The sequence below is a fragment of the Achromobacter sp. EB05 genome, assembly GCF_044232075.1.
Lineage (GTDB): Bacteria > Pseudomonadota > Gammaproteobacteria > Burkholderiales > Burkholderiaceae_B > Achromobacter > Achromobacter dolens.
On the sequence record NZ_CP155917.1, the window covers coordinates 5922366 to 5939104 of the forward strand.

Sequence of the window (16739 nt, forward strand, 5' to 3'; positions counted from 1 at the left end):
CGCCAGGATGCCATACCCCCCTCCCAGGGGCAAACCCGCAACCTGATATTAAAATCCCCTGATGACCGATCATCCCACCACAACGTCCGAGACCGCGCTGGCATCTGCGCGCAGGACGCTGCAAATCGAAAGCCAGGGCATCCTGGACCTGTCCGCGCGGCTGGACGACAGCTTCGCGCGGGTCGTCGCCATGCTGCTGGCCTGCCGTGGGCGCGTGGTCGTCAGCGGCATCGGCAAGACCGGCCACATCGCCCGCAAGATCGCCGCCACCTTCGCCTCCACCGGCACGCCCGCCTTCTTCGTGCACGCCGCCGAAGCGGTGCACGGCGACCTGGGCATGATCACCCGCGACGACGTCCTGATCGCCATTTCGTATTCCGGGTCGGGCCAGGAGCTGCTCACCATCCTGCCGGTGGTGCGCCGCATGGGCGCCAGCCTGGTGGCCATTACCGGCAATCCGCAGTCCGAGCTGGCGCGGCTCGCCGACGTCCACCTGGACGCCAGCGTGTCCCAGGAAGCCTGCCCGCTGAACCTGGCGCCGACCGCCAGCACCACCACGGCCCTGGCCCTGGGCGATGCGCTGGCCGTGGCCTGTCTGGAGGCGCGCGGGTTCGGGCCCCGGGATTTCGCCCGCTCGCATCCGGGCGGCGCGCTCGGCCGGCGCCTGCTGACCCACGTGCGCAACGTCATGCGCCAGGGCGACGCCCTGCCCGTCGTGGCGCAGGGCACGCCGGTCTCGCAGGCGCTCGAAGTCATGTCGGCCAAGGGCATGGGCATGACCGTGGTGAGCGATGCGCAGCACCGCCCGGTCGGCATCTTCACCGACGGCGACCTGCGCCGCCTGATCGCACGCTACGGCGACATCCGCAGCCTGAACGTCGAAGCCGGCATGACGCGCTCGCCGCGCAGCATCAACCCGGACGCGCTGGCCGTCGAGGCCGCGCGCCAGATGGACGAACTGCGGCTCAATCACATGCTGGTGCTGGACGCCGATGGCGCCCTGCTCGGCGCCTTGCACATGCACGACCTGATGGCCGCCAAAGTGGTATGACTATGACTCTCCCCCCTTCGATCACCCACCCCGCCGAAGCCCTGGTCCTGGCCCGTATCGCGCCAGCGGTGCGCGAACGCGCCGCCGCCGTGCGCCTGATGGTCTTCGACGTGGACGGCGTGCTGACCGACGGCGGCCTGTATTACGGCGAGACCGGCGAAGTCCAGAAGCGCTTCAACGCCCTGGATGGCCATGGCCTGCGCCTGCTGATGGAAGGCGGCCTGAAGGTGGCGCTGATGACTGGCCGCTCCGGCCCGATCGTGGCGCGCCGCGCCGCCGAGCTGGGAATTTCCGAGATCATGCAGGGCGTGCGCGACAAAGGCGCCGCGCTGGCCGAACTTGCGCAGCGCAGCGCGGTCCAACTGAACCAGACCGGCTACATGGGCGATGACATCATCGACCTGCCGGCCATGCAACGCGCCGGCTTCGCCGCCAGCGTGCCGAATGCGCCGGGCTACGTCAGCCAGGCGGCCCACTGGATCGCAACGCAAGCGGGCGGCAACGGCGCGGTGCGCGAATGTTGCGACCTGCTGCTGGCCTCCCAGGGCCGGCTGGGCGGATTCCTGGCGGCGCCGGGACTGCTCGGTCCTGGCGCCATCCAGTAAGCGCCCCTATCACGCCCCGCAGACCTGATGAAAGATCGTTTCCCTTCCCTGATCGCGCTGTTCCTGCTGCTGGTGCTCGTCGCCAGCACGTACTGGGCCGCCGACTACGCGCAGCGGGCCATCCAGACGGACCCGCCGCGCCGCGTCACGCACGAAATGGACGCCTGGTCGCGTAATTTCGTGATGCTGCGCACCGACCCCACCGGGCGTCCCATCAATCGGCTCGAGGGCGATTACGCCGAACATTTCCCGGACGACGATTCGTATCACATCACCCAGCCGCGCGCCATCGGCCAGCGCGAAGCCAGCCCGATCACCGTGGGCGTTTCCAAAACGGCCGTCATGGAACAGGGCGGCAAGCGCATCGTCATGAACGGCGACGCGCACGTGCACCGCCAGCCGGACGCCAACAACGACGTCCTGGACGTGCGCAGCCAGCAACTGATCCTGCTGCCGGACGACGACGTGGTCTACACCGACCTGCCCGCGGAAGTCATCAAGGGCCGCTCGCGCATGAACGGCAAGGGCATGCACTACAACAACAAGACACGCCAATTGCAGGTATCGGCGTCCACCGACGTGGAAATCGCCGGCACGGAAAACAAATCGCGCCGCCCGGCCGAGACGCCTGCCAACACCACTGACCCGAAGAAACCATGACCGACTTCCGGATTCGCATTGCCCCCACCACGCGCCTGCTGGGCGCGATGCTGCTGATGGCATCGGCGGTAGCGCCGGCGCTCGCGGCCGACCCCAAGCCGGCCGCCGCCGGCGCGAGCAAGACCGCGCCCGCCGAGGAACCCACCACCACGATCCTGTCGGACACGCTGCACTACGACGACGTGAAGAAACAAAGCGTGTTCACCGGCAACGTCAACATGACGCGTGGCCTGATGACGCTCACCTCCGACAACCTGGAAATGCGCGAGGACGCCGCTGGCAACCAGTACGGCACCGCCACCGCGAACAAGGGCAAGGTCGTCACCATCCGCCAGGAACGTCCCGAGACCTTCGAACTGATCGAGGGCAAGGGCCTGCGCGCCGAATACGACGGCACCAAGAGCACCTTCGACCTGATCGGCCAGGCGGTGGTGGTGCGCTATGTCTGCGGCAAACCGTTTGACACGATTCGCGGCGACCGGGTGCGCTACAACGAGAAAAGCGGCACCTACGAAGCCCAGGGCGGCCCGAACTCCTCGGCGGCTGGCGGCCGGGTCCGTTCCGTGGCCGAGCCGCGCGCCAAGTCGGACGCCGCGGTGGCCGAGTGCCGCAAGCAGCAGGAATCGAAGAAGGGGCGCTGACAGCGCCTCCCATGTCACCCATACGCAGCCACGATGAACCAACCTTCAGTGCAGACTCCCGTGACCTCCGCCCCTTCGGGCGTCAAGCAGGGCAGCCTGCGCGCAACCGGCTTGCGCAAGACCTACAACGGCCGCACCGTGGTGCAGGACGTGTCCCTGTCCGTCTCCAGCGGCGAAGTGGTGGGCCTGCTTGGCCCCAACGGCGCCGGCAAGACCACCAGCTTCTACATGATCGTGGGCCTGGTGCCGGCCGACGCCGGCCGTATCGAGATCGACGGCTCGGTCATCACCGCGATGCCGATCCACAAGCGCGCGCGCATGGGACTGTCGTACCTGCCCCAGGACGCCTCGGTGTTCCGCCGCCTGACGGTCGAGCAGAACATCCGCGCGGTGCTCGAACTGCAGATCGGGCCGGACGGCCGCACGCTGTCCACGCCCAAGATCAATGAACAGATGGAGCTGCTGCTCGAAGAGCTGCAGATCGGCCACATCCGCAGCAACGCCGCCATTTCGCTGTCGGGCGGCGAGCGCCGCCGCGTCGAAATCGCGCGCGCGCTGGCCACCAGTCCGCGCTTCATCCTGCTGGACGAGCCGTTCGCGGGCGTGGACCCGATCGCCGTGATCGAGATCCAGCGCATCGTGCGCTTCCTGAAGGGTCGCGGCATCGGCGTGCTGATCACCGACCACAACGTGCGCGAAACGCTGGGCATCTGCGACCGCGCCTACATCATCAGCGAAGGCAAGGTGCTGACCGACGGTCACCCCGACGAAATCGTCGGCGATCCGGCCGTTCGCCGCGTCTACCTGGGCGAACACTTCCGCATGTAACACCTCCATTGGGGAAAATCCCAGGGTCCGTGACGGCCCCTGGGGCACGCCCCTGGGCGGGCGCAATGAAAATGCCATGGACTTGCGTTAGGTCAGCTTGTTTTATCGGCCCGAGTCTATACACTAGTATCAAACGAACCCCTCAAACAAGGAGAACGCCTAACGACCCCACCGCGCCTTCCGCGCACCATTTTTTCCTCTTTTAGAAGGAGAGCACACTATGAACCTGAGCATCTGCGGTCGTCACCTCGACGTCACCCCGGCCATCCGGGAATATGTCATGAACAAACTGGCGCGAGTGCTGCGGCATTTCGATCACGTCATCGATACCCAGGTCATGCTCTCAGTAGAGCCCCTGCGGCACAGAGCCGAAATCACCATGCGTCTTAGTGGCAAGGACATTCATTGTGAAGCAACCGATGAAAACCTCTACGCCGCGATCGACCTTCTTGCTGACAAAGTCGACCGTCAGGTCATCAAGCACAAGGACAAGGTGCGAAGTCACACGGCAGAGTCCGTGAAGCGGCAAGCGGCGAACCTTTCGCCAACCCAGTAATACCGCGCTTCATGATTCGCTCGCCGTGCGAGCCAAGCTAAACAGCGATTCCTGAATCCTGCCTAAGTCCCGGTGTCCCGCTAGACGTCCCGTCCAGCCGGGGCATCGGCAAACTCCCCCCGCCTTCTTTGTCCCCCATTCTCCGGCACAGGCCGGCGAACGTCATTCCCTCCCAGGAAAACCCGATCAAGGCATCCACGCCATACCGTGCTGGTATACCCACCTGCGCACGAAGAATGCCCACAACCCGGCGCTATCGGTCTATGCTGTCGCTCTCGTGCCGAGACCGGCGGCCTGATCCAGGAGGGTGCGGACCGCGGCGCGAGCGCCTCCCACCGGAGTTTTTTGCAGTGCGTCATATAACCCTATAATGACCTGATGAATCATTTGTCGCGCATCCTTCCCGCCGGCAACGTCGTCCTCGATATGCTCGCCACGAGCAAGAAGCGCGCGTTCGAACAGGCTGGCCTTCTCTTTGAAAACAACCACGGCTTGGCACGCGCGCTCGTGTTCGACAGCCTGTTTGCGCGGGAGCGTCTGGGCTCGACCGCGCTCGGCCAGGGCGTCGCCGTGCCGCACGGCCGCGTGAAGGGACTGGAGCAGGCGCTTGCCGCCTTCATCCGCCTGGCGCAGCCCATCACGTTCGACGCCCCCGACGGACAGCCCGTATCGATGCTGCTCTGTCTGCTGGTGCCCGAAACCGCCACGCAGCAGCACCTGGATATCCTGGCGGAACTGGCGCAGCTCATGTCCAACAAGGCGCTGCGCGAAGCGCTGGCCACCGAGACCGATCCGGCCGTCGTCCACAAGATGCTCACCACCGGCCAACTCTGACCCCTCGCGGAAACGCTGCCATGCTCACGGTGCAGGAACTCGTCGACGACAACGCCGACAAAATCCCCTTCAACTGGATTTCCGGCCAAGGGGCCGCGGACCGCGCGATTCCCGATGACGGCATGGCGGCCGCCGACCTGGTGGGCCACCTGAACCTGATCCACCCGTCGCGCATCCAGGTGTTCGGCCAGGAAGAGCTGGCGTACTACACCCGCTTCGACCTGCGCCGCCGCATGCATCACATGGACGAGCTGCTGATCGGCGGCGTGCCCGCCATCCTGCTGGCTGACGGCCTGACGCCGCCGCAGGACCTGGTGGACCAGTGCGACCAGCACCAGGTGCCTTTGCTGTCCACTCCGGTGGCGGCCGCGCAGTTGATCGACCTGCTGCGCATCTACCTGGGCAAGAAACTCGCGCCCACCACCACCGTGCACGGCGTGTTCCTGGACGTGCTGGGCCTGGGCGTGCTGATCACCGGCGAATCCGGCCTGGGCAAGAGCGAACTGGCGCTGGAACTGATCTCGCGCGGCCACGGGCTGGTGGCCGACGACGCGGTCGAATTCTCGCGCACCGCGCCCAACATGATCGAAGGCCACTGCCCGCAACTGCTGCAGAACCTGCTGGAAGTGCGCGGCCTGGGCCTGCTCGACATCCGCACCATCTTCGGCGAGACCTCGGTGCGTCGCAAGATGCGCCTGAAGCTGATCGTGCACCTGGTGCGCGCAACCGCGCAGGACAAGTTCGAACGCCTGCCGCTGCAGGACATCACCCAGGACATGCTGGGCCTGCCGGTGCGCAAGGTCATGCTGCAGGTGGCCGCCGGCCGCAACCTGGCGGTGCTGGTCGAAGCCGCGGTGCGCAACACCATCCTCAAGCTTCGCGGCATCGACACCCTGGGCGAATTCATGGAACGCCAGGCCATGGCGATCCTGCAAAGCAGCAAGTAAACGCGCGTTACCGCGCGGAACCGTGAGCCTGTACGAGAAACTCGCCAACGAGATCGCCAGGTCGATCCGCGACGGCGTGCTGCGCGTGGGCGACAAACTGCCGTCGGTGCGCGAGGCCTGCGCCAGCCGCGGCGTCAGTCCGTCGACGGTATTCCAGGCCTACTACCTGCTGGAAGCGCGCGGTCTGATCCGCGCCCGTCCCCGTTCCGGCTACTACGTCAACGCGCGCGGCGACAGCCTGCCCCCAGAACCCGACACTTCCTGTCCCGACGGCGAATCGACCGAACTCGCGATCAGCGAGCGCATCTTCGACATCCTGGACTCGGTGCGCAACCGCGATGTCACCCCGCTGGGTTCGGCCTTCCCTTCCCCTCTGCTGTTCCCGCTGCCGCGGCTGGCCCAGGCCATGTCGGCACATCTCAAGCGCCAGGACCCGCTGGACACGATGGAAGACCTGTCGCCCGGCAATCCCGGCCTGCGCCGACAGATCGCGCTGCGTTACCTGATCGCCGGCATCAACGTGCCGGCCAGCGATATCGTCGTCACCAACGGCGCGCTGGAAGCGCTCAACCTTTGCCTGCAGGCGGTGACGCGGCCGGGCGACACGGTCATTGTCGAGGCCCCCACCTTCTACGGGGCGCTGCAGGCGCTGGAACGCCACGGCCTGAAGGCGCTGGAAGTGCCCACGCATCCGCGCACCGGCGTCGATCTGGGCGCGATTGAAACCGCGATCCAGCGCCACGCGCCCACGGCCTGCTGGCTGATGACGCAGTTCCAGAATCCGCTGGGCAGCCTGATGCCCGAAGAAAAGAAACGGCAACTGGTGGAACTGCTTGCGCGCCACCAGATCCCGCTGATCGAGGACGACGTCTACGGCGAGCTGTATTTCGGCGCGACGCGGCCGGTGCCCGCCAAGGCCTTCGACAAGCAGGGGCTGGTGCTGCACTGCTCGTCGTTCTCAAAATGCCTGGCGCCGGGCTACCGCATCGGCTGGGCCAGCGCTGGACGCTACGCGCAACGCGTGCAGCGCCTGAAGCTGTCGTCCACGCTGTCGGCGTCGAGTCCGGCGCAGGGCGCCATCGCCGAATACCTGGAACAAGGCGGCTACGACCGCCACCTGCGCCGCCTGCGCGAAACGCTGCAGGCGCAGCAGGACCTGATGGCCAATGCGATCGCGCGCGAGTTTCCCGCGGGCACTCGCGTGACCCGGCCGCAAGGCGGCTTTTTCCTTTGGCTGGAAATGCCGGCGGCGGTCGATGCGCTGGCGCTGCACCGGCAGGCGTTGGCGCGCGGCATCAGCGTGGCACCCGGCCCGATCTTCTCGGCGAGCGGCCAGTTCGGCAATGCGCTGCGGCTGAACTACGGCCACCCGTGGGACGACGCCAAGGCCGATGCCATCCGCGCCCTGGGAGAGATGGCGCGCGCGGCCTGCCAACTGGCCGCGCGGCCGTCCTGATCAGTTGCGGGTCGAGGCGGCGCGGGCGCGCTTGACCTCGAGGGGCGTCACGCCGCCGGCCTCGTTGCCCCAGCTATTGCGGATGTAGGACACCAGCATCGCGACGTCGTTGTCGTTGAGCAGTTGGCCGAAGGGCGGCATGCCATGCGGCCGCGGATTGGCCGCGGTGGCGGGCGCGAAGCCGCCGTCCAGCACGATGCGGATCGCATTGACGGGCGACGGCGCGGTCACCGTCGGATTGCCGGCCAGCGCGGGCCAGGCGCCCGCGCTGCCTTCGCCTTGCGGCTGGTGGCATTGCGCGCATTGCTGGCGGTAGATCTTGCCGCCCAGTTCCATGGCCGCCGGGGAAACCGGCACGGCGGGCCGCGATGACGCCACGGGCGTGGCCGGCAACGACTTGAGATACACGCCCATTGCGAGCGCATCTTCCTCGGTCAGGTGCTGGGTGCTGCCCAGCACCACCTCGGCCATCGGACCGCTGGCGCTGGAGTGCGCCGCCATGCCGGTGCGCAGCAACGCCGCGATGTCTTCGGCCGACCAGCGCCCCAGGCCCACCTGCGGATCATTGGTCAGCGGCGGCGCGTACCAGTCCAGCATCGGGATAAGGCCGCCGGCCAGGCCGTCGGCCGCGCGCGTCGCGCCCAGGCTGTTGCGCGGCGCGTGGCAAGCGGCGCAATGGCCCAGGCCTTCGACCAGGTAGCGGCCGCGGTTCCACTGCGTCGACTGGCCCGGATCGGCTTCCTGCACGCCCGGCCGGAAATACAGGGCGCGCCAGGCGGCCAGCAGCAGGCGTTGGTCATACGGGAAATCGAGATCCGGCGCGCGGCTGGGTTGGCTCACCGGCGTGATCGTGCGCAGATAGGCGAACAGCGCATCGGCGTCGGCCCGCGTCACGCGGGTGTACTCGGTGTACGGAAAGGCTGGATACAGCAGCGTGCCGTCTCGCGACTTGCCGTTATGCAGCGCCTGCCAGAAATCGTCCGCGCTCCAGGCGCCGATGCCGGTCTTCTCGTCCGGCGTGATGTTGGGACCGTAGATCGTGCCGAACGGGGTCGGAATGGGCGTGCCGCCCGCATAGGCCTGGCCGCCACGCGCGGTGTGGCAGGCCATGCAATTGCCGGCCAGCGCCAGATAACGTCCGCGTTCGAGGCGCTGCTGCGGATCGGCGGGCGCCGCGGCAGCGCCGGTGCTGGCGTCGTCGCGCGTGCCGAGCCAGTAGAGGGCGCCCACCGCGATCACGGCCAGCGCCAGCAGGGTGCCAAGGATTCGCTTCATCAGTTTCATCCGGCAATCCTTCAACGTTGCGCCTGGCTGCCACACTCGGCAGGCAACCGCAGAGCCCCGGCGGGCTCGGGCGCATAGGTGTCGGCCACCGGCTGCGACGACAGCCATGCCGCCAGCGCGCCGATGTCTTCAGGCGTGAGCTTGCCGGCGATATCCGCCATGCAGTCCGGCGCGTCGGCGCGGCGCAGGCCGTTCTTCCAACTGCCGATCTGCGAGCCGACGTAATCGCGCGGCAGGCCCAGCAGGCCGGGGATGGCCGGCAGCGCCCCGCCCAGTGAGGCGCCATGACAGGCGGCACAGGCCGGCAGGCCGCGGGCGGCGTCGCCCGACAGCGCCAGCTTGCGGCCGGCCTCGAGCGTGGCGGCCGACACTTCCGCGCGCACCGGCGGCGGATACGGCACATGCTGTGCCGAGAAATAGGCGGCCATTTCGTGCAGGTAGGCGTCGGGCAGGCCCGCCAGCAGGTGCGCCATGGGGCGGTACTGGCGCCGGTCGTCGCGGAAGTTCAGCAACTGGTGGTAGAGGTATTCCTGCGGCTTGCCGGCCAGGCGCGGGTAGTAACCGTCGGCGCCGGCGCGGCCCTGTTCGCCATGACAGGCCGTACAGGCCGCCACCCGCGCCGCCATGGTGCCCGGCTGCAGCACCTGGGGGGTGTCCTGGGCCAGCGCGGGCGCTGCCGAAAAGGCAACAACGACGGCGACCAGAAGGCGGGATTTTGCCCAAAACCGCGGCAGTGAAACACTACGAAAGGAAATGAGGGCTAACATCTAGGGCCAGTTAACACTAAGTCGAATTCCAACCCCGAAGGCGCATGGCGGCGGGGCGCGTAGATGAATCGGTCGTGTGCGGGTGCCCAAGCTTACGCCAGGGCCCGCGCGGCAGTACAGGCGCAGATTCGCAGTTTACGGCCATATCAGATGCCAACCCGCCGGCATCCTCCTGGAAAAGCGTGCCACAATCATGTCCATGTTGAAAGTCGTCCTCGTTACCGGCATCTCAGGCTCAGGCAAGTCCGTTGCCCTGCGCATGCTCGAGGACGCCAGCTACACCTGCGTCGACAACCTGCCCGTGCGGTTCCTGACCGAGTTCGTGGCCAATGCCCGCGACGATGGCCTGGAGCGCGTCGCGGTCGCCATCGACGTGCGCTCGCCCGGCGAGCTGGCCGAACTGCCCGACGTGGTCACCGCGCTGCGCGCCATGGGCACCAGCCTGCGCGTGGTGTTCCTGGACGCCAGCACTGACACCCTGGTGCAGCGCTATTCCGAATCCCGCCGCCGCCATCCGCTGACCGACCGCCTGCAACGCGGCGGCACCGCGCCGTCGCTGACCGACTGCATCGCGCTCGAGCGCGAACTGCTGGCGCCGCTGCGCGAGCAGGAACATGTCATCGACACCTCGGAGCTCACGCCGGGCCAACTGCGCGCCTGGATCCGCGACCTGATCCAGGCCGACCGCGCGCCGCTGGTGCTGACCTTCGAATCGTTCGCGTACAAGCGCGGCGTGCCGCGCGACGCCGACCTGGTGTTCGACGTGCGCTGCCTGCCCAACCCCTATTACGACCGTAACCTGCGTCCGCTGACCGGCCGCGACGAACCCGTCGCCGCCTGGTTGGCAGGTTATGAACAAGTGGGGCTGATGATCGACGACATCGCCGGCTTCCTGAACCGCTGGCTGCCCCAGTACACGCAAGACACCCGCAATTACCTCACCGTCGCCATCGGCTGCACCGGTGGCCAGCACCGTTCGGTCTACGTGGTCGAACAACTGGCCAAGCGCTTTGCCGACCACGACCCGCTGCTGGTGCGCCATCGCACCCAACTGCCCGACGAATCCGCATGATCCTGTCCCGACCGCTCCATATCCTGATGATGCTGTTGCTGGCCATTGCCGTGGCCGGCTGCTCTTCCACCGGGGGACGTAAAAAGGGCGGCGGGTACTACAAGGACGACGGCCCGGACGCCAATCCGCCGTCCAACCTGGACCAGGTCCCGGACGCGGTGCCGCGCATCGAGCCTTACGCCAGCGGCGCCAATCGTCCGTACGTGGTGTTCGGCCAGCGCTATGTGCCGGATACCACCGGCCAGCCCTACAAGCGCCAGGGCATCGCCTCGTGGTACGGCAAGAAATTCCACGGCAACTCGACCTCGATCGGCGAGCCCTATGACATGTACGCCATGACCGCGGCCCACACCACGCTGCCGATTCCCAGCTACGCGCGGGTCACCAGCCTGGTCAACGGCAAGACCATCATCGTGCGGGTCAACGACCGCGGGCCGTTCCACAGCGACCGCATCATGGACCTGTCGTACGTGGCGGCCTACAAGCTGGGCATCATCGGGCCGGGCAGCGGCCAGGTGGTGGTGGAAAGCATCCAGCAGGACGAGATCCGCCGCTGGGCCTCGCAAGGGCCCGCCCCCGAGCCCGCCTCGGCGACCGGCTCGACGCCGGTGGCCACGCCCGTGGCGGCCGCCCCCGTGGCGCTCGAGCCGCAACCGCTGGCGCAGCAACCGGCGCCCGCGCCAGGCAGCGCGCCGGTGCGGCAACCGGCGGCTGGCGGCATCGGCAATGTCTATCTGCAGGTGGGCGCGTTCAGCCAGCCGGCCAACGCGCAGTCGCTGGTCAGCCGCATCAACACCCAACTGGGCGCGGCAGGCGCGCCGCCGGCGGCCGTGGAGCAATCGAACAACCTGTACCGGGTCAAGATCGGCCCCTATCCGGATCGCCAGAGCGCCCTGAACGCGGTGCAACTGGTGTCGGACCGCATCGGCATCACGCCCAGCATCGCCGCGCAATAACGCGGCCCGTCGCCTACGGCCCCGGCGGCCAGTCGAACGAGGGCTGCTCGAACGGCAGTTGCGCCTGACCGTCACAGACCCGTCGCGCGCGCGCATTGCGGCTCAGGTACTCGCTGCCTTCGTGCTTGAGCAGCGCCTGCTTGCGTGGCAGGCCGCCGCCGAAACCGGTCAGCGAGGTATCCGCGCCGATGATGCGATGACACGGAATGATGATGATGACGGGATTGCGGCCCACCGCCCCGCCGATGGCCTGGGCGCCCTTGGGCCGGCCGACGATGCGCGCCAGTTCGCCGTAGCTGGCGAGCTGGCCAAAATCCAGTTTGCACAAGGCGCGCCAGACTTCATGCTGGAACGGCGTGCCGACCGGATCCAGCGCCACCTCGAACTCGCGGCGCCGGCCGGCGAACCATTCGTCCAGCTCGCACCGCGCCTGTTCCAGAATGGGATCGGCTTCGTCGCGGGTCCAGCCTTCGGCGGACGGCAGCAGGGTCTGGTCAGTGAACCAGGCGCCCCGCAGCCCCTTGGCGCTGGCGACCAGTCGCATTTCGCCCAGCGGCGTGGGGATGTCACGGTAGACGATCGGCTCCGCCGCTTCGCCGGGACGCTTGCGGGTCTCTGCGGTGTAGATCATGGCTTACGGATTCTTGCGGGCCAGGGCCCGGTTGTACAGGACGTCGCGCGACAGGCCGGTGACCTTCGCGGCGATTTTCGAGGCGTCGCGCACCGACAGGGTTTCGAGCAGCGCATCCAGCAAGGCATCGGCGCGCGGGTCGGCGTCTTCATCGGCCTGCTGGCCGGCCTGGGCATGCGCGATCAGCACGAACTCGCCCTGCTCGCGGTGCGCATCGGCCGCCAGCCAGGCGGCGGCCTCGCCCAGCGGAAACGTGGCGATCTCCTCGAAGCGCTTGGTCAGTTCGCGCGCCACGGTCAGCAGGCGGGCGGGACCGCAGACCTCCAGCAGGTCGGCCAGCGTCGCGGCCAGCCGATGCGGCGATTCGAACATCACCACCGGCGCCGGCAGCGCGCACCAGGTTCGCAGCCAGCGCTGGCGCGCGGTGGCCTTGGACGGCGGAAAGCCGGCGAAGGCGTAGGCGGGATTCTCGTCGGTGGTGACGCCGCTGCCCATCAGCGCGGCGATCACGGCGCTGGGGCCGGGCACCGGCACCACCGCGAAACCGGCCTCGCGCACGGCGCGCACCACGCGCGCGCCGGGATCGCTGACCGCCGGCGCGCCGGCATCCGACACCAGCGCCACGCGCTGACCCTGGGCCAGGCGTTCACAGATGGCCTGCGCCGCCGCGGCCTCGTTGTGCCGGTGGGCCGCCATCAGCGGCGTGCTGACGCCCCAGGCGTCCAGCAGCGTGCGGCTGGCGCGGGTGTCTTCGGCCGCGATCACGTCGGCGCGTTGCAACGCATGCCAGGCGCGCAGCCCCAGGTCGCCCAGATTGCCGATCGGTGTGGCCACCACATACAGCGTCGAGGCGGGCCAATGCTGTCCGGCCACGCGTTCAGCGACGCGGGCCCAGGCGTCGCCGGCCACCGGGGATGAGACATTTTGATTCATTGCTGCCTACTCACGCGGAAAACCATGTCAGTGTAGCCGCCATCGCCCCCCATTTCGGAACCGGCATGCCGGATGACACATTCGCTTTCGAGCTGGCCCTGGCGGCGCGCCGCCGCGCGCAAAAGCGGCGCCGGCGCGCTGGAACGCGCGCCACGGCCGACCACCACCACCGCCCGGCGCCCCGGCGCTCGCCGCGCCAGCGTATCGGCGACGGCCACGAAGACGCCGCCCTGCGCCTGTTGCGGGCCGCCGGCCTGGTGCTGCTGGCCCGCAACCTGGGCTGCCGCGCCGGGGAGATCGACCTGGTCATGCGCGACGGCGATGTGCTGGTGTTCGTCGAGGTGCGCTCACGCCAGAGCGACGCCTACGGCGGCGCGGCGGCCAGCATCGGCCGCGACAAGCAGGCGCGCCTGGCGCGCGCCGCGGCGCACTGGCTGCCCACCCTGGCCCAGCGCCATTGGCAGGGCGCCGTGCCGCCGGCCCGCTTCGACGCCGTGCTGTTCGACGGCGACCAGGTCCGGTGGCTGCGCGCGGCGTTCGAGCTGGCTTGATTCGGGTCCGCCCGTGAGATAATCGCGGCCATGGATATGACCTCTCGAATGACGTCGCACTTTCGCGACGCCATGGCCACGTACGAACAAAGCATGAACGTGCTGGCCGAGCCGCTGGCGATCGCGGTGGACGTGCTGTTTGGCGCCCTGGCCAACAACGGCAAGATTCTGGCTTGCGGCAACGGTGGCTCGGCCGCCGACGCGCAACATTTCATCGCCGAGCTGGTGGGCCGCTTCGAACGCGAACGCCTGCCCCTGGCCGGCATCGCCCTGAACACCGACACCTCGATCCTCACCGCGGTTGGCAACGACTACGGCTTCGACGAAGTCTTCGAACGCCAGGTCAACGCCTTCGGCCAGGCTGGCGACGTGCTGGTGGCCATCTCCACCAGCGGCAACTCGCCCAATGTGGTGCGCGCCATGGAAGCCGCCGCCAGCCGCGAAATGCACGTCCTGGCCTTGACGGGCAAGGGCGGCGGCGTCATGGGGGAACTCATTACGCCGATGGACGTCCATCTATGTGTTCCCAGCGATCGCACCATGCGGATCCAGGAAGTCCATATACTGCTGTTGCATGCGCTTTGCGACGGCATTGACGCTCTTCTGCTTGGAGACACCGAATGATTTCAGACGTCAGAACCGCCGCCCGCCCCCTGCTGCTCGCCGCGGCCCTGTCCGGCGCGGCCCTGTCGCTGTCCGCATGCGCGCCCCTGATCGTGGGTGGCGCGGCCGCCACCACGGCCGTGGTCGTGACCGACCGGCGCACCTCGGGTATCCAGCTCGAAGACCAGAACATGGCCTTCAAGGCCCAGAGCCAGATCTCCCAAAAGCTGGGTGAAACCGCGCGCGTCAACGCCATGGCCTATGGCGGGCACCTGCTGCTGACCGGAGACGTGCCCACCGAGGAAGCCAAGTCGCAGGCCACCGCCATCGCCCAGAGCGTCGAGAACGTCAAGCAGGTGATAAACCAGCTCACCGTGGGCCCGATCGCGTCCTTCGGCGTGCGTTCGAACGACACCTGGCTCACCTCCAAAGCCAAGACCGCCCTGCTCAACACCAAGTACGTGCCCTCCGGCACCATCGCCGTCACCACCGACCACAGCGTGGTCTACCTGATGGGCAAGGTGACGCAGGCCGAGGGCGACTACGCCGCCAACGCCGTCGCGGATCTCAGCGGCGTCGCAAAGGTGGTTAAACTGTTCGAGACCATCAGCCGCGAGGAAGCGATTCGCCTGTCGAACAGCGGCGGCAAATCGACCACCACCGAAACCAAGGCCCCCATCGAGAGCGACACGAGTGCTGCCGGCGGCGGCAGCAGCGCGCCCAGCGGTGGCAGTGCCGTAGAGGCCATGCCCATCAAATGAAAAAAGCCATCGTAGCCCTGGCCGTCCTGGTGGCGGTCGGTATCGGCGCCTGGTTCACCCTGCGCCCCACGCAAGCCGCGCCGGATGTCACCTTCACCACGCTGGAAGGCAAGACTTTCTCCATGCAGGACCTGCGCGGCAAGGTGGTGCTGGTCAAGTTCTGGGCCACCAGTTGCGTGACCTGCGTCAAGCAGATGCCCGAGACGATCTCCGCCTACAACGAATACGCGGGCAAGGGCTACGAGGCCATCGCTGTCGCCATGGACTACGATCCGCCCAACTTCGTGCTCAACTTCAAGGAAAGCCGCAAGCTGCCGTTCCCGGTGGCCCTGGACACCAAGGGCGAGATCGCCCGCGCCTTCGGCGACATCCGCCTGACGCCCACCGCGTTCCTGATCGACAAGCAGGGACGCATTATCAAGCGTTACCTGGGTGAATACGACGTGGCTGAATTCCACGCCACCGTCGAGAAGGCGCTGGCCGCGGGCTGATCCCGGTCCCCTTTGCCGCCACCATGAACCGCCCGCCTGTCGGGCGGTTTTCATTTGGCCGCGGCCTGGCCTGCAAAAAGAAACCGCCCGCATGAGCGGGCGGCCTTGGCGGGGAATCAGGCCCGCGTCGCGATCAGAACGCCGGGACCACGGCGCCTTTGTACTTGTCGAGGATGAACTTCTTCACCTCGGGCGAGTGCAGCGCGTTGACCAGCTTCTTGATGCCCGGCGCGTCCTTGTTGTCGGCGCGGGTCACCAGGATGTTGGCGTAGGGCGAATCGGCGCCTTCGATGAACAGCGCGTCCTTGGTCGGCACCAGGCCGGCTTCGAGCGCGTAGTTGGTGTTGATCAGGGCCAGGTCGACGTCGTCCAGCGAGCGCGGCAGCATCGCGGCCTCGAGTTCGCGGAACTTCAGCTTCTTGGGGTTCTCGACCACATCGGCGGCGGTCGCCAGGATGTTGGACGGATCCTTCAGCTTGATGACGCCCTGCTTCTGCAGCAGCACCAGCGCGCGGCCGCCGTTGGAGGGGTCGTTCGGGATGGCGACGGTGGCGCCGTCCTTCAGTTCGGCCAGGGTCTTGATCTTCTTGGAGTAGCCGCCGAAGGGTTCGACGTGCACCAGGGCGACCGGCACCAGCGTGGCCTTGCGGTCCTTGTTGAAGGTGTCCAGGTACGGCTTGTGCTGGAAGAAGTTGGCGTCGAGCTGCTTGTCGGCCAGTTGCAGGTTGGGCTGGACGTAGTCGTTGAAGACCTTGATGTCGAGTTCCACGCCTTCCTTGGCCAGTTGCGGCTTGACCACTTCCAGGATCTCGGCGTGCGGCACCTGGGTGGCGCCGACGACGATCTTTTCGGCGTGGGCGGCGGTGGCCGCCACCAGCAGGGCCGACGCCACCAGGGCGGAACGGACGAAATTCAAACGCATGAGTTGCCTCTTTTATAGGTAGAAATTTGGGGGCATATGCCCGGCCGGTGTGGAGATTCCCCCTTGTGAGGGGCGCTCCGTTGCGAAAACGCCCCCAATTTACCCCAATGCCGGTTATTTGTCGGGCATATCAACATGGGTTTAAAGCATAAGAAACCTGGGGGGACTACAATCCGTCGTATGCTTGCGC

20 protein-coding genes are annotated in these 16739 nt (G+C 67.5%); 15 read left to right on the forward strand and 5 right to left on the reverse strand.

All coding sequences use genetic code 11. The features are described from left to right. Nucleotides 1–61: 61 nt before the first annotated feature. The 9 genes from AAID08_RS26995 (at nucleotide 62) to AAID08_RS27035 (ending at nucleotide 7578) form a co-directional block, all read left to right on the forward strand. Nucleotides 62–1051, forward strand: coding sequence for an SIS domain-containing protein (locus AAID08_RS26995; RefSeq protein WP_175166971.1), 990 nt, complete (start codon nucleotides 62–64; stop codon nucleotides 1049–1051). Continuing rightward, nucleotides 1048–1656: an HAD family hydrolase gene (locus AAID08_RS27000; RefSeq protein ID WP_081273411.1), complete on the forward strand. Its 609-nt coding sequence runs from the start codon at nucleotides 1048–1050 to the stop codon at nucleotides 1654–1656. Before AAID08_RS26995 ends, AAID08_RS27000 begins: the two co-directional genes overlap by 4 nt. 27 nt (nucleotides 1657–1683) lie before the next feature. Continuing rightward, entirely contained in the window at nucleotides 1684–2316 is a 633-nt protein-coding gene (gene lptC, locus AAID08_RS27005) for an LPS export ABC transporter periplasmic protein LptC (protein WP_054500398.1), read from the forward strand. Next, complete coding sequence (lptA, locus tag AAID08_RS27010; RefSeq protein WP_064524017.1) at nucleotides 2313–2957, forward strand: lipopolysaccharide transport periplasmic protein LptA; 645 nt, start codon at nucleotides 2313–2315, stop codon at nucleotides 2955–2957. The genes lptC and lptA overlap by 4 nt, the downstream gene beginning before the upstream one ends. 33 nt (nucleotides 2958–2990) lie before the next feature. After that, nucleotides 2991–3785 (forward strand): LPS export ABC transporter ATP-binding protein, encoded by a 795-nt coding sequence (gene lptB / locus AAID08_RS27015; RefSeq protein WP_049076872.1) that lies wholly within the window; start codon nucleotides 2991–2993, stop codon nucleotides 3783–3785. 220 nt (nucleotides 3786–4005) lie between these two features. Further along, nucleotides 4006–4341, forward strand: a complete 336-nt coding sequence (gene hpf / locus AAID08_RS27020) for a ribosome hibernation-promoting factor, HPF/YfiA family (protein WP_006391806.1) — start codon at nucleotides 4006–4008, stop codon at nucleotides 4339–4341. A 378-nt stretch (nucleotides 4342–4719) separates the two neighbouring features. After that, nucleotides 4720–5175: a PTS sugar transporter subunit IIA gene (locus AAID08_RS27025; protein ID WP_006391807.1), complete on the forward strand. Its 456-nt coding sequence runs from the start codon at nucleotides 4720–4722 to the stop codon at nucleotides 5173–5175. 20 nt (nucleotides 5176–5195) lie between these two features. Further along, a complete protein-coding gene (gene hprK / locus AAID08_RS27030) occupies nucleotides 5196–6122 on the forward strand; it encodes an HPr(Ser) kinase/phosphatase (RefSeq protein WP_006216298.1) in 927 nt (308 codons plus the stop codon). 22 nt (nucleotides 6123–6144) lie between these two features. Further along, complete coding sequence (locus AAID08_RS27035; RefSeq protein ID WP_054500396.1) at nucleotides 6145–7578, forward strand: PLP-dependent aminotransferase family protein; 1434 nt, start codon at nucleotides 6145–6147, stop codon at nucleotides 7576–7578. Here AAID08_RS27035 and AAID08_RS27040 read toward each other — a convergent pair whose 3' ends face one another. Both AAID08_RS27040 and AAID08_RS27045 read right to left on the reverse strand, forming a co-directional pair. Then, nucleotides 7579–8862 (reverse strand): c-type cytochrome, encoded by a 1284-nt coding sequence (locus AAID08_RS27040; RefSeq protein ID WP_395757140.1) that lies wholly within the window; start codon nucleotides 8860–8862, stop codon nucleotides 7579–7581. A gap of 11 nt (nucleotides 8863–8873) precedes the next feature. Beyond that, nucleotides 8874–9629, reverse strand: a complete 756-nt coding sequence (locus AAID08_RS27045) for a c-type cytochrome (RefSeq protein ID WP_395757141.1) — start codon at nucleotides 9627–9629, stop codon at nucleotides 8874–8876. 199 nt (nucleotides 9630–9828) lie between these two features. Between AAID08_RS27045 and rapZ the strand changes: the two genes are divergently transcribed. Then, nucleotides 9829–10701, forward strand: a complete 873-nt coding sequence (gene rapZ / locus AAID08_RS27050; RefSeq protein ID WP_054501178.1) for an RNase adapter RapZ — start codon at nucleotides 9829–9831, stop codon at nucleotides 10699–10701. Next, a complete protein-coding gene (locus AAID08_RS27055) occupies nucleotides 10698–11657 on the forward strand; it encodes a septal ring lytic transglycosylase RlpA family protein (protein ID WP_054429285.1) in 960 nt (319 codons plus the stop codon). The genes rapZ and AAID08_RS27055 overlap by 4 nt, the downstream gene beginning before the upstream one ends. 13 nt (nucleotides 11658–11670) lie before the next feature. On the opposite strand, the gene AAID08_RS27060 is transcribed toward AAID08_RS27055, so the two are convergent. Both AAID08_RS27060 and rsmI read right to left on the reverse strand, forming a co-directional pair. Continuing rightward, nucleotides 11671–12288, reverse strand: coding sequence for a methylated-DNA--[protein]-cysteine S-methyltransferase (locus tag AAID08_RS27060; protein ID WP_372414513.1), 618 nt, complete (start codon nucleotides 12286–12288; stop codon nucleotides 11671–11673). Between the two features lie 3 nt (nucleotides 12289–12291). Further along, nucleotides 12292–13221, reverse strand: coding sequence for a 16S rRNA (cytidine(1402)-2'-O)-methyltransferase (gene rsmI / locus AAID08_RS27065; protein ID WP_064524011.1), 930 nt, complete (start codon nucleotides 13219–13221; stop codon nucleotides 12292–12294). Between the two features lie 65 nt (nucleotides 13222–13286). Here rsmI and AAID08_RS27070 point away from each other — a divergent pair, with 65 nt between their 5' ends. From AAID08_RS27070 to AAID08_RS27085, 4 genes are read left to right on the forward strand one after another with little or no spacing between them, the layout of a single operon-like run. Next, complete coding sequence (locus AAID08_RS27070) at nucleotides 13287–13772, forward strand: YraN family protein (protein ID WP_054500391.1); 486 nt, start codon at nucleotides 13287–13289, stop codon at nucleotides 13770–13772. A 30-nt stretch (nucleotides 13773–13802) separates the two neighbouring features. Continuing rightward, complete coding sequence (locus tag AAID08_RS27075; RefSeq protein ID WP_006389868.1) at nucleotides 13803–14396, forward strand: phosphoheptose isomerase; 594 nt, start codon at nucleotides 13803–13805, stop codon at nucleotides 14394–14396. Beyond that, complete coding sequence (locus AAID08_RS27080; protein ID WP_064524009.1) at nucleotides 14393–15136, forward strand: BON domain-containing protein; 744 nt, start codon at nucleotides 14393–14395, stop codon at nucleotides 15134–15136. Before AAID08_RS27075 ends, AAID08_RS27080 begins: the two co-directional genes overlap by 4 nt. Further along, entirely contained in the window at nucleotides 15133–15627 is a 495-nt protein-coding gene (locus AAID08_RS27085) for a peroxiredoxin (RefSeq protein WP_054500389.1), read from the forward strand. Before AAID08_RS27080 ends, AAID08_RS27085 begins: the two co-directional genes overlap by 4 nt. A 133-nt stretch (nucleotides 15628–15760) precedes the next feature. On the opposite strand, the gene AAID08_RS27090 is transcribed toward AAID08_RS27085, so the two are convergent. Next, nucleotides 15761–16549 carry a MetQ/NlpA family ABC transporter substrate-binding protein gene (locus AAID08_RS27090; protein ID WP_054500388.1) on the reverse strand — a complete coding sequence of 263 codons (789 nt, stop codon included), beginning with the start codon at nucleotides 16547–16549 and terminating at the stop codon, nucleotides 15761–15763. Nucleotides 16550–16739: the final 190 nt, after the last annotated feature.

Bases quoted from the DNA above. Each gene is read 5' to 3' on its own strand.
- hprK (WP_006216298.1), top strand. From the start codon at position 5,196: ATGCTCACGGTGCAGGAACTCGTCGACGACAACGCCGACAAAATCCCC.
- AAID08_RS27045 (WP_395757141.1), bottom strand. From the start codon at position 9,629: ATGTTAGCCCTCATTTCCTTTCGTAGTGTTTCACTGCCGCGGTTTTGG.
- rapZ (WP_054501178.1), top strand. From the start codon at position 9,829: ATGTTGAAAGTCGTCCTCGTTACCGGCATCTCAGGCTCAGGCAAGTCC.
- AAID08_RS27025 (WP_006391807.1), top strand. From the start codon at position 4,720: ATGAATCATTTGTCGCGCATCCTTCCCGCCGGCAACGTCGTCCTCGAT.
- AAID08_RS27090 (WP_054500388.1), bottom strand. From the start codon at position 16,549: ATGCGTTTGAATTTCGTCCGTTCCGCCCTGGTGGCGTCGGCCCTGCTG.
- AAID08_RS27000 (WP_081273411.1), top strand. From the start codon at position 1,048: ATGACTATGACTCTCCCCCCTTCGATCACCCACCCCGCCGAAGCCCTG.
- hpf (WP_006391806.1), top strand. From the start codon at position 4,006: ATGAACCTGAGCATCTGCGGTCGTCACCTCGACGTCACCCCGGCCATC.
- lptB (WP_049076872.1), top strand. From the start codon at position 2,991: ATGAACCAACCTTCAGTGCAGACTCCCGTGACCTCCGCCCCTTCGGGC.
- AAID08_RS27085 (WP_054500389.1), top strand. From the start codon at position 15,133: ATGAAAAAAGCCATCGTAGCCCTGGCCGTCCTGGTGGCGGTCGGTATC.
- AAID08_RS27055 (WP_054429285.1), top strand. From the start codon at position 10,698: ATGATCCTGTCCCGACCGCTCCATATCCTGATGATGCTGTTGCTGGCC.
- lptC (WP_054500398.1), top strand. From the start codon at position 1,684: ATGAAAGATCGTTTCCCTTCCCTGATCGCGCTGTTCCTGCTGCTGGTG.
- AAID08_RS27040 (WP_395757140.1), bottom strand. From the start codon at position 8,862: ATGAAACTGATGAAGCGAATCCTTGGCACCCTGCTGGCGCTGGCCGTG.
- AAID08_RS27075 (WP_006389868.1), top strand. From the start codon at position 13,803: ATGGATATGACCTCTCGAATGACGTCGCACTTTCGCGACGCCATGGCC.
- AAID08_RS26995 (WP_175166971.1), top strand. From the start codon at position 62: ATGACCGATCATCCCACCACAACGTCCGAGACCGCGCTGGCATCTGCG.
- lptA (WP_064524017.1), top strand. From the start codon at position 2,313: ATGACCGACTTCCGGATTCGCATTGCCCCCACCACGCGCCTGCTGGGC.
- AAID08_RS27070 (WP_054500391.1), top strand. From the start codon at position 13,287: ATGCCGGATGACACATTCGCTTTCGAGCTGGCCCTGGCGGCGCGCCGC.
- rsmI (WP_064524011.1), bottom strand. From the start codon at position 13,221: ATGAATCAAAATGTCTCATCCCCGGTGGCCGGCGACGCCTGGGCCCGC.
- AAID08_RS27080 (WP_064524009.1), top strand. From the start codon at position 14,393: ATGATTTCAGACGTCAGAACCGCCGCCCGCCCCCTGCTGCTCGCCGCG.
- AAID08_RS27060 (WP_372414513.1), bottom strand. From the start codon at position 12,288: ATGATCTACACCGCAGAGACCCGCAAGCGTCCCGGCGAAGCGGCGGAG.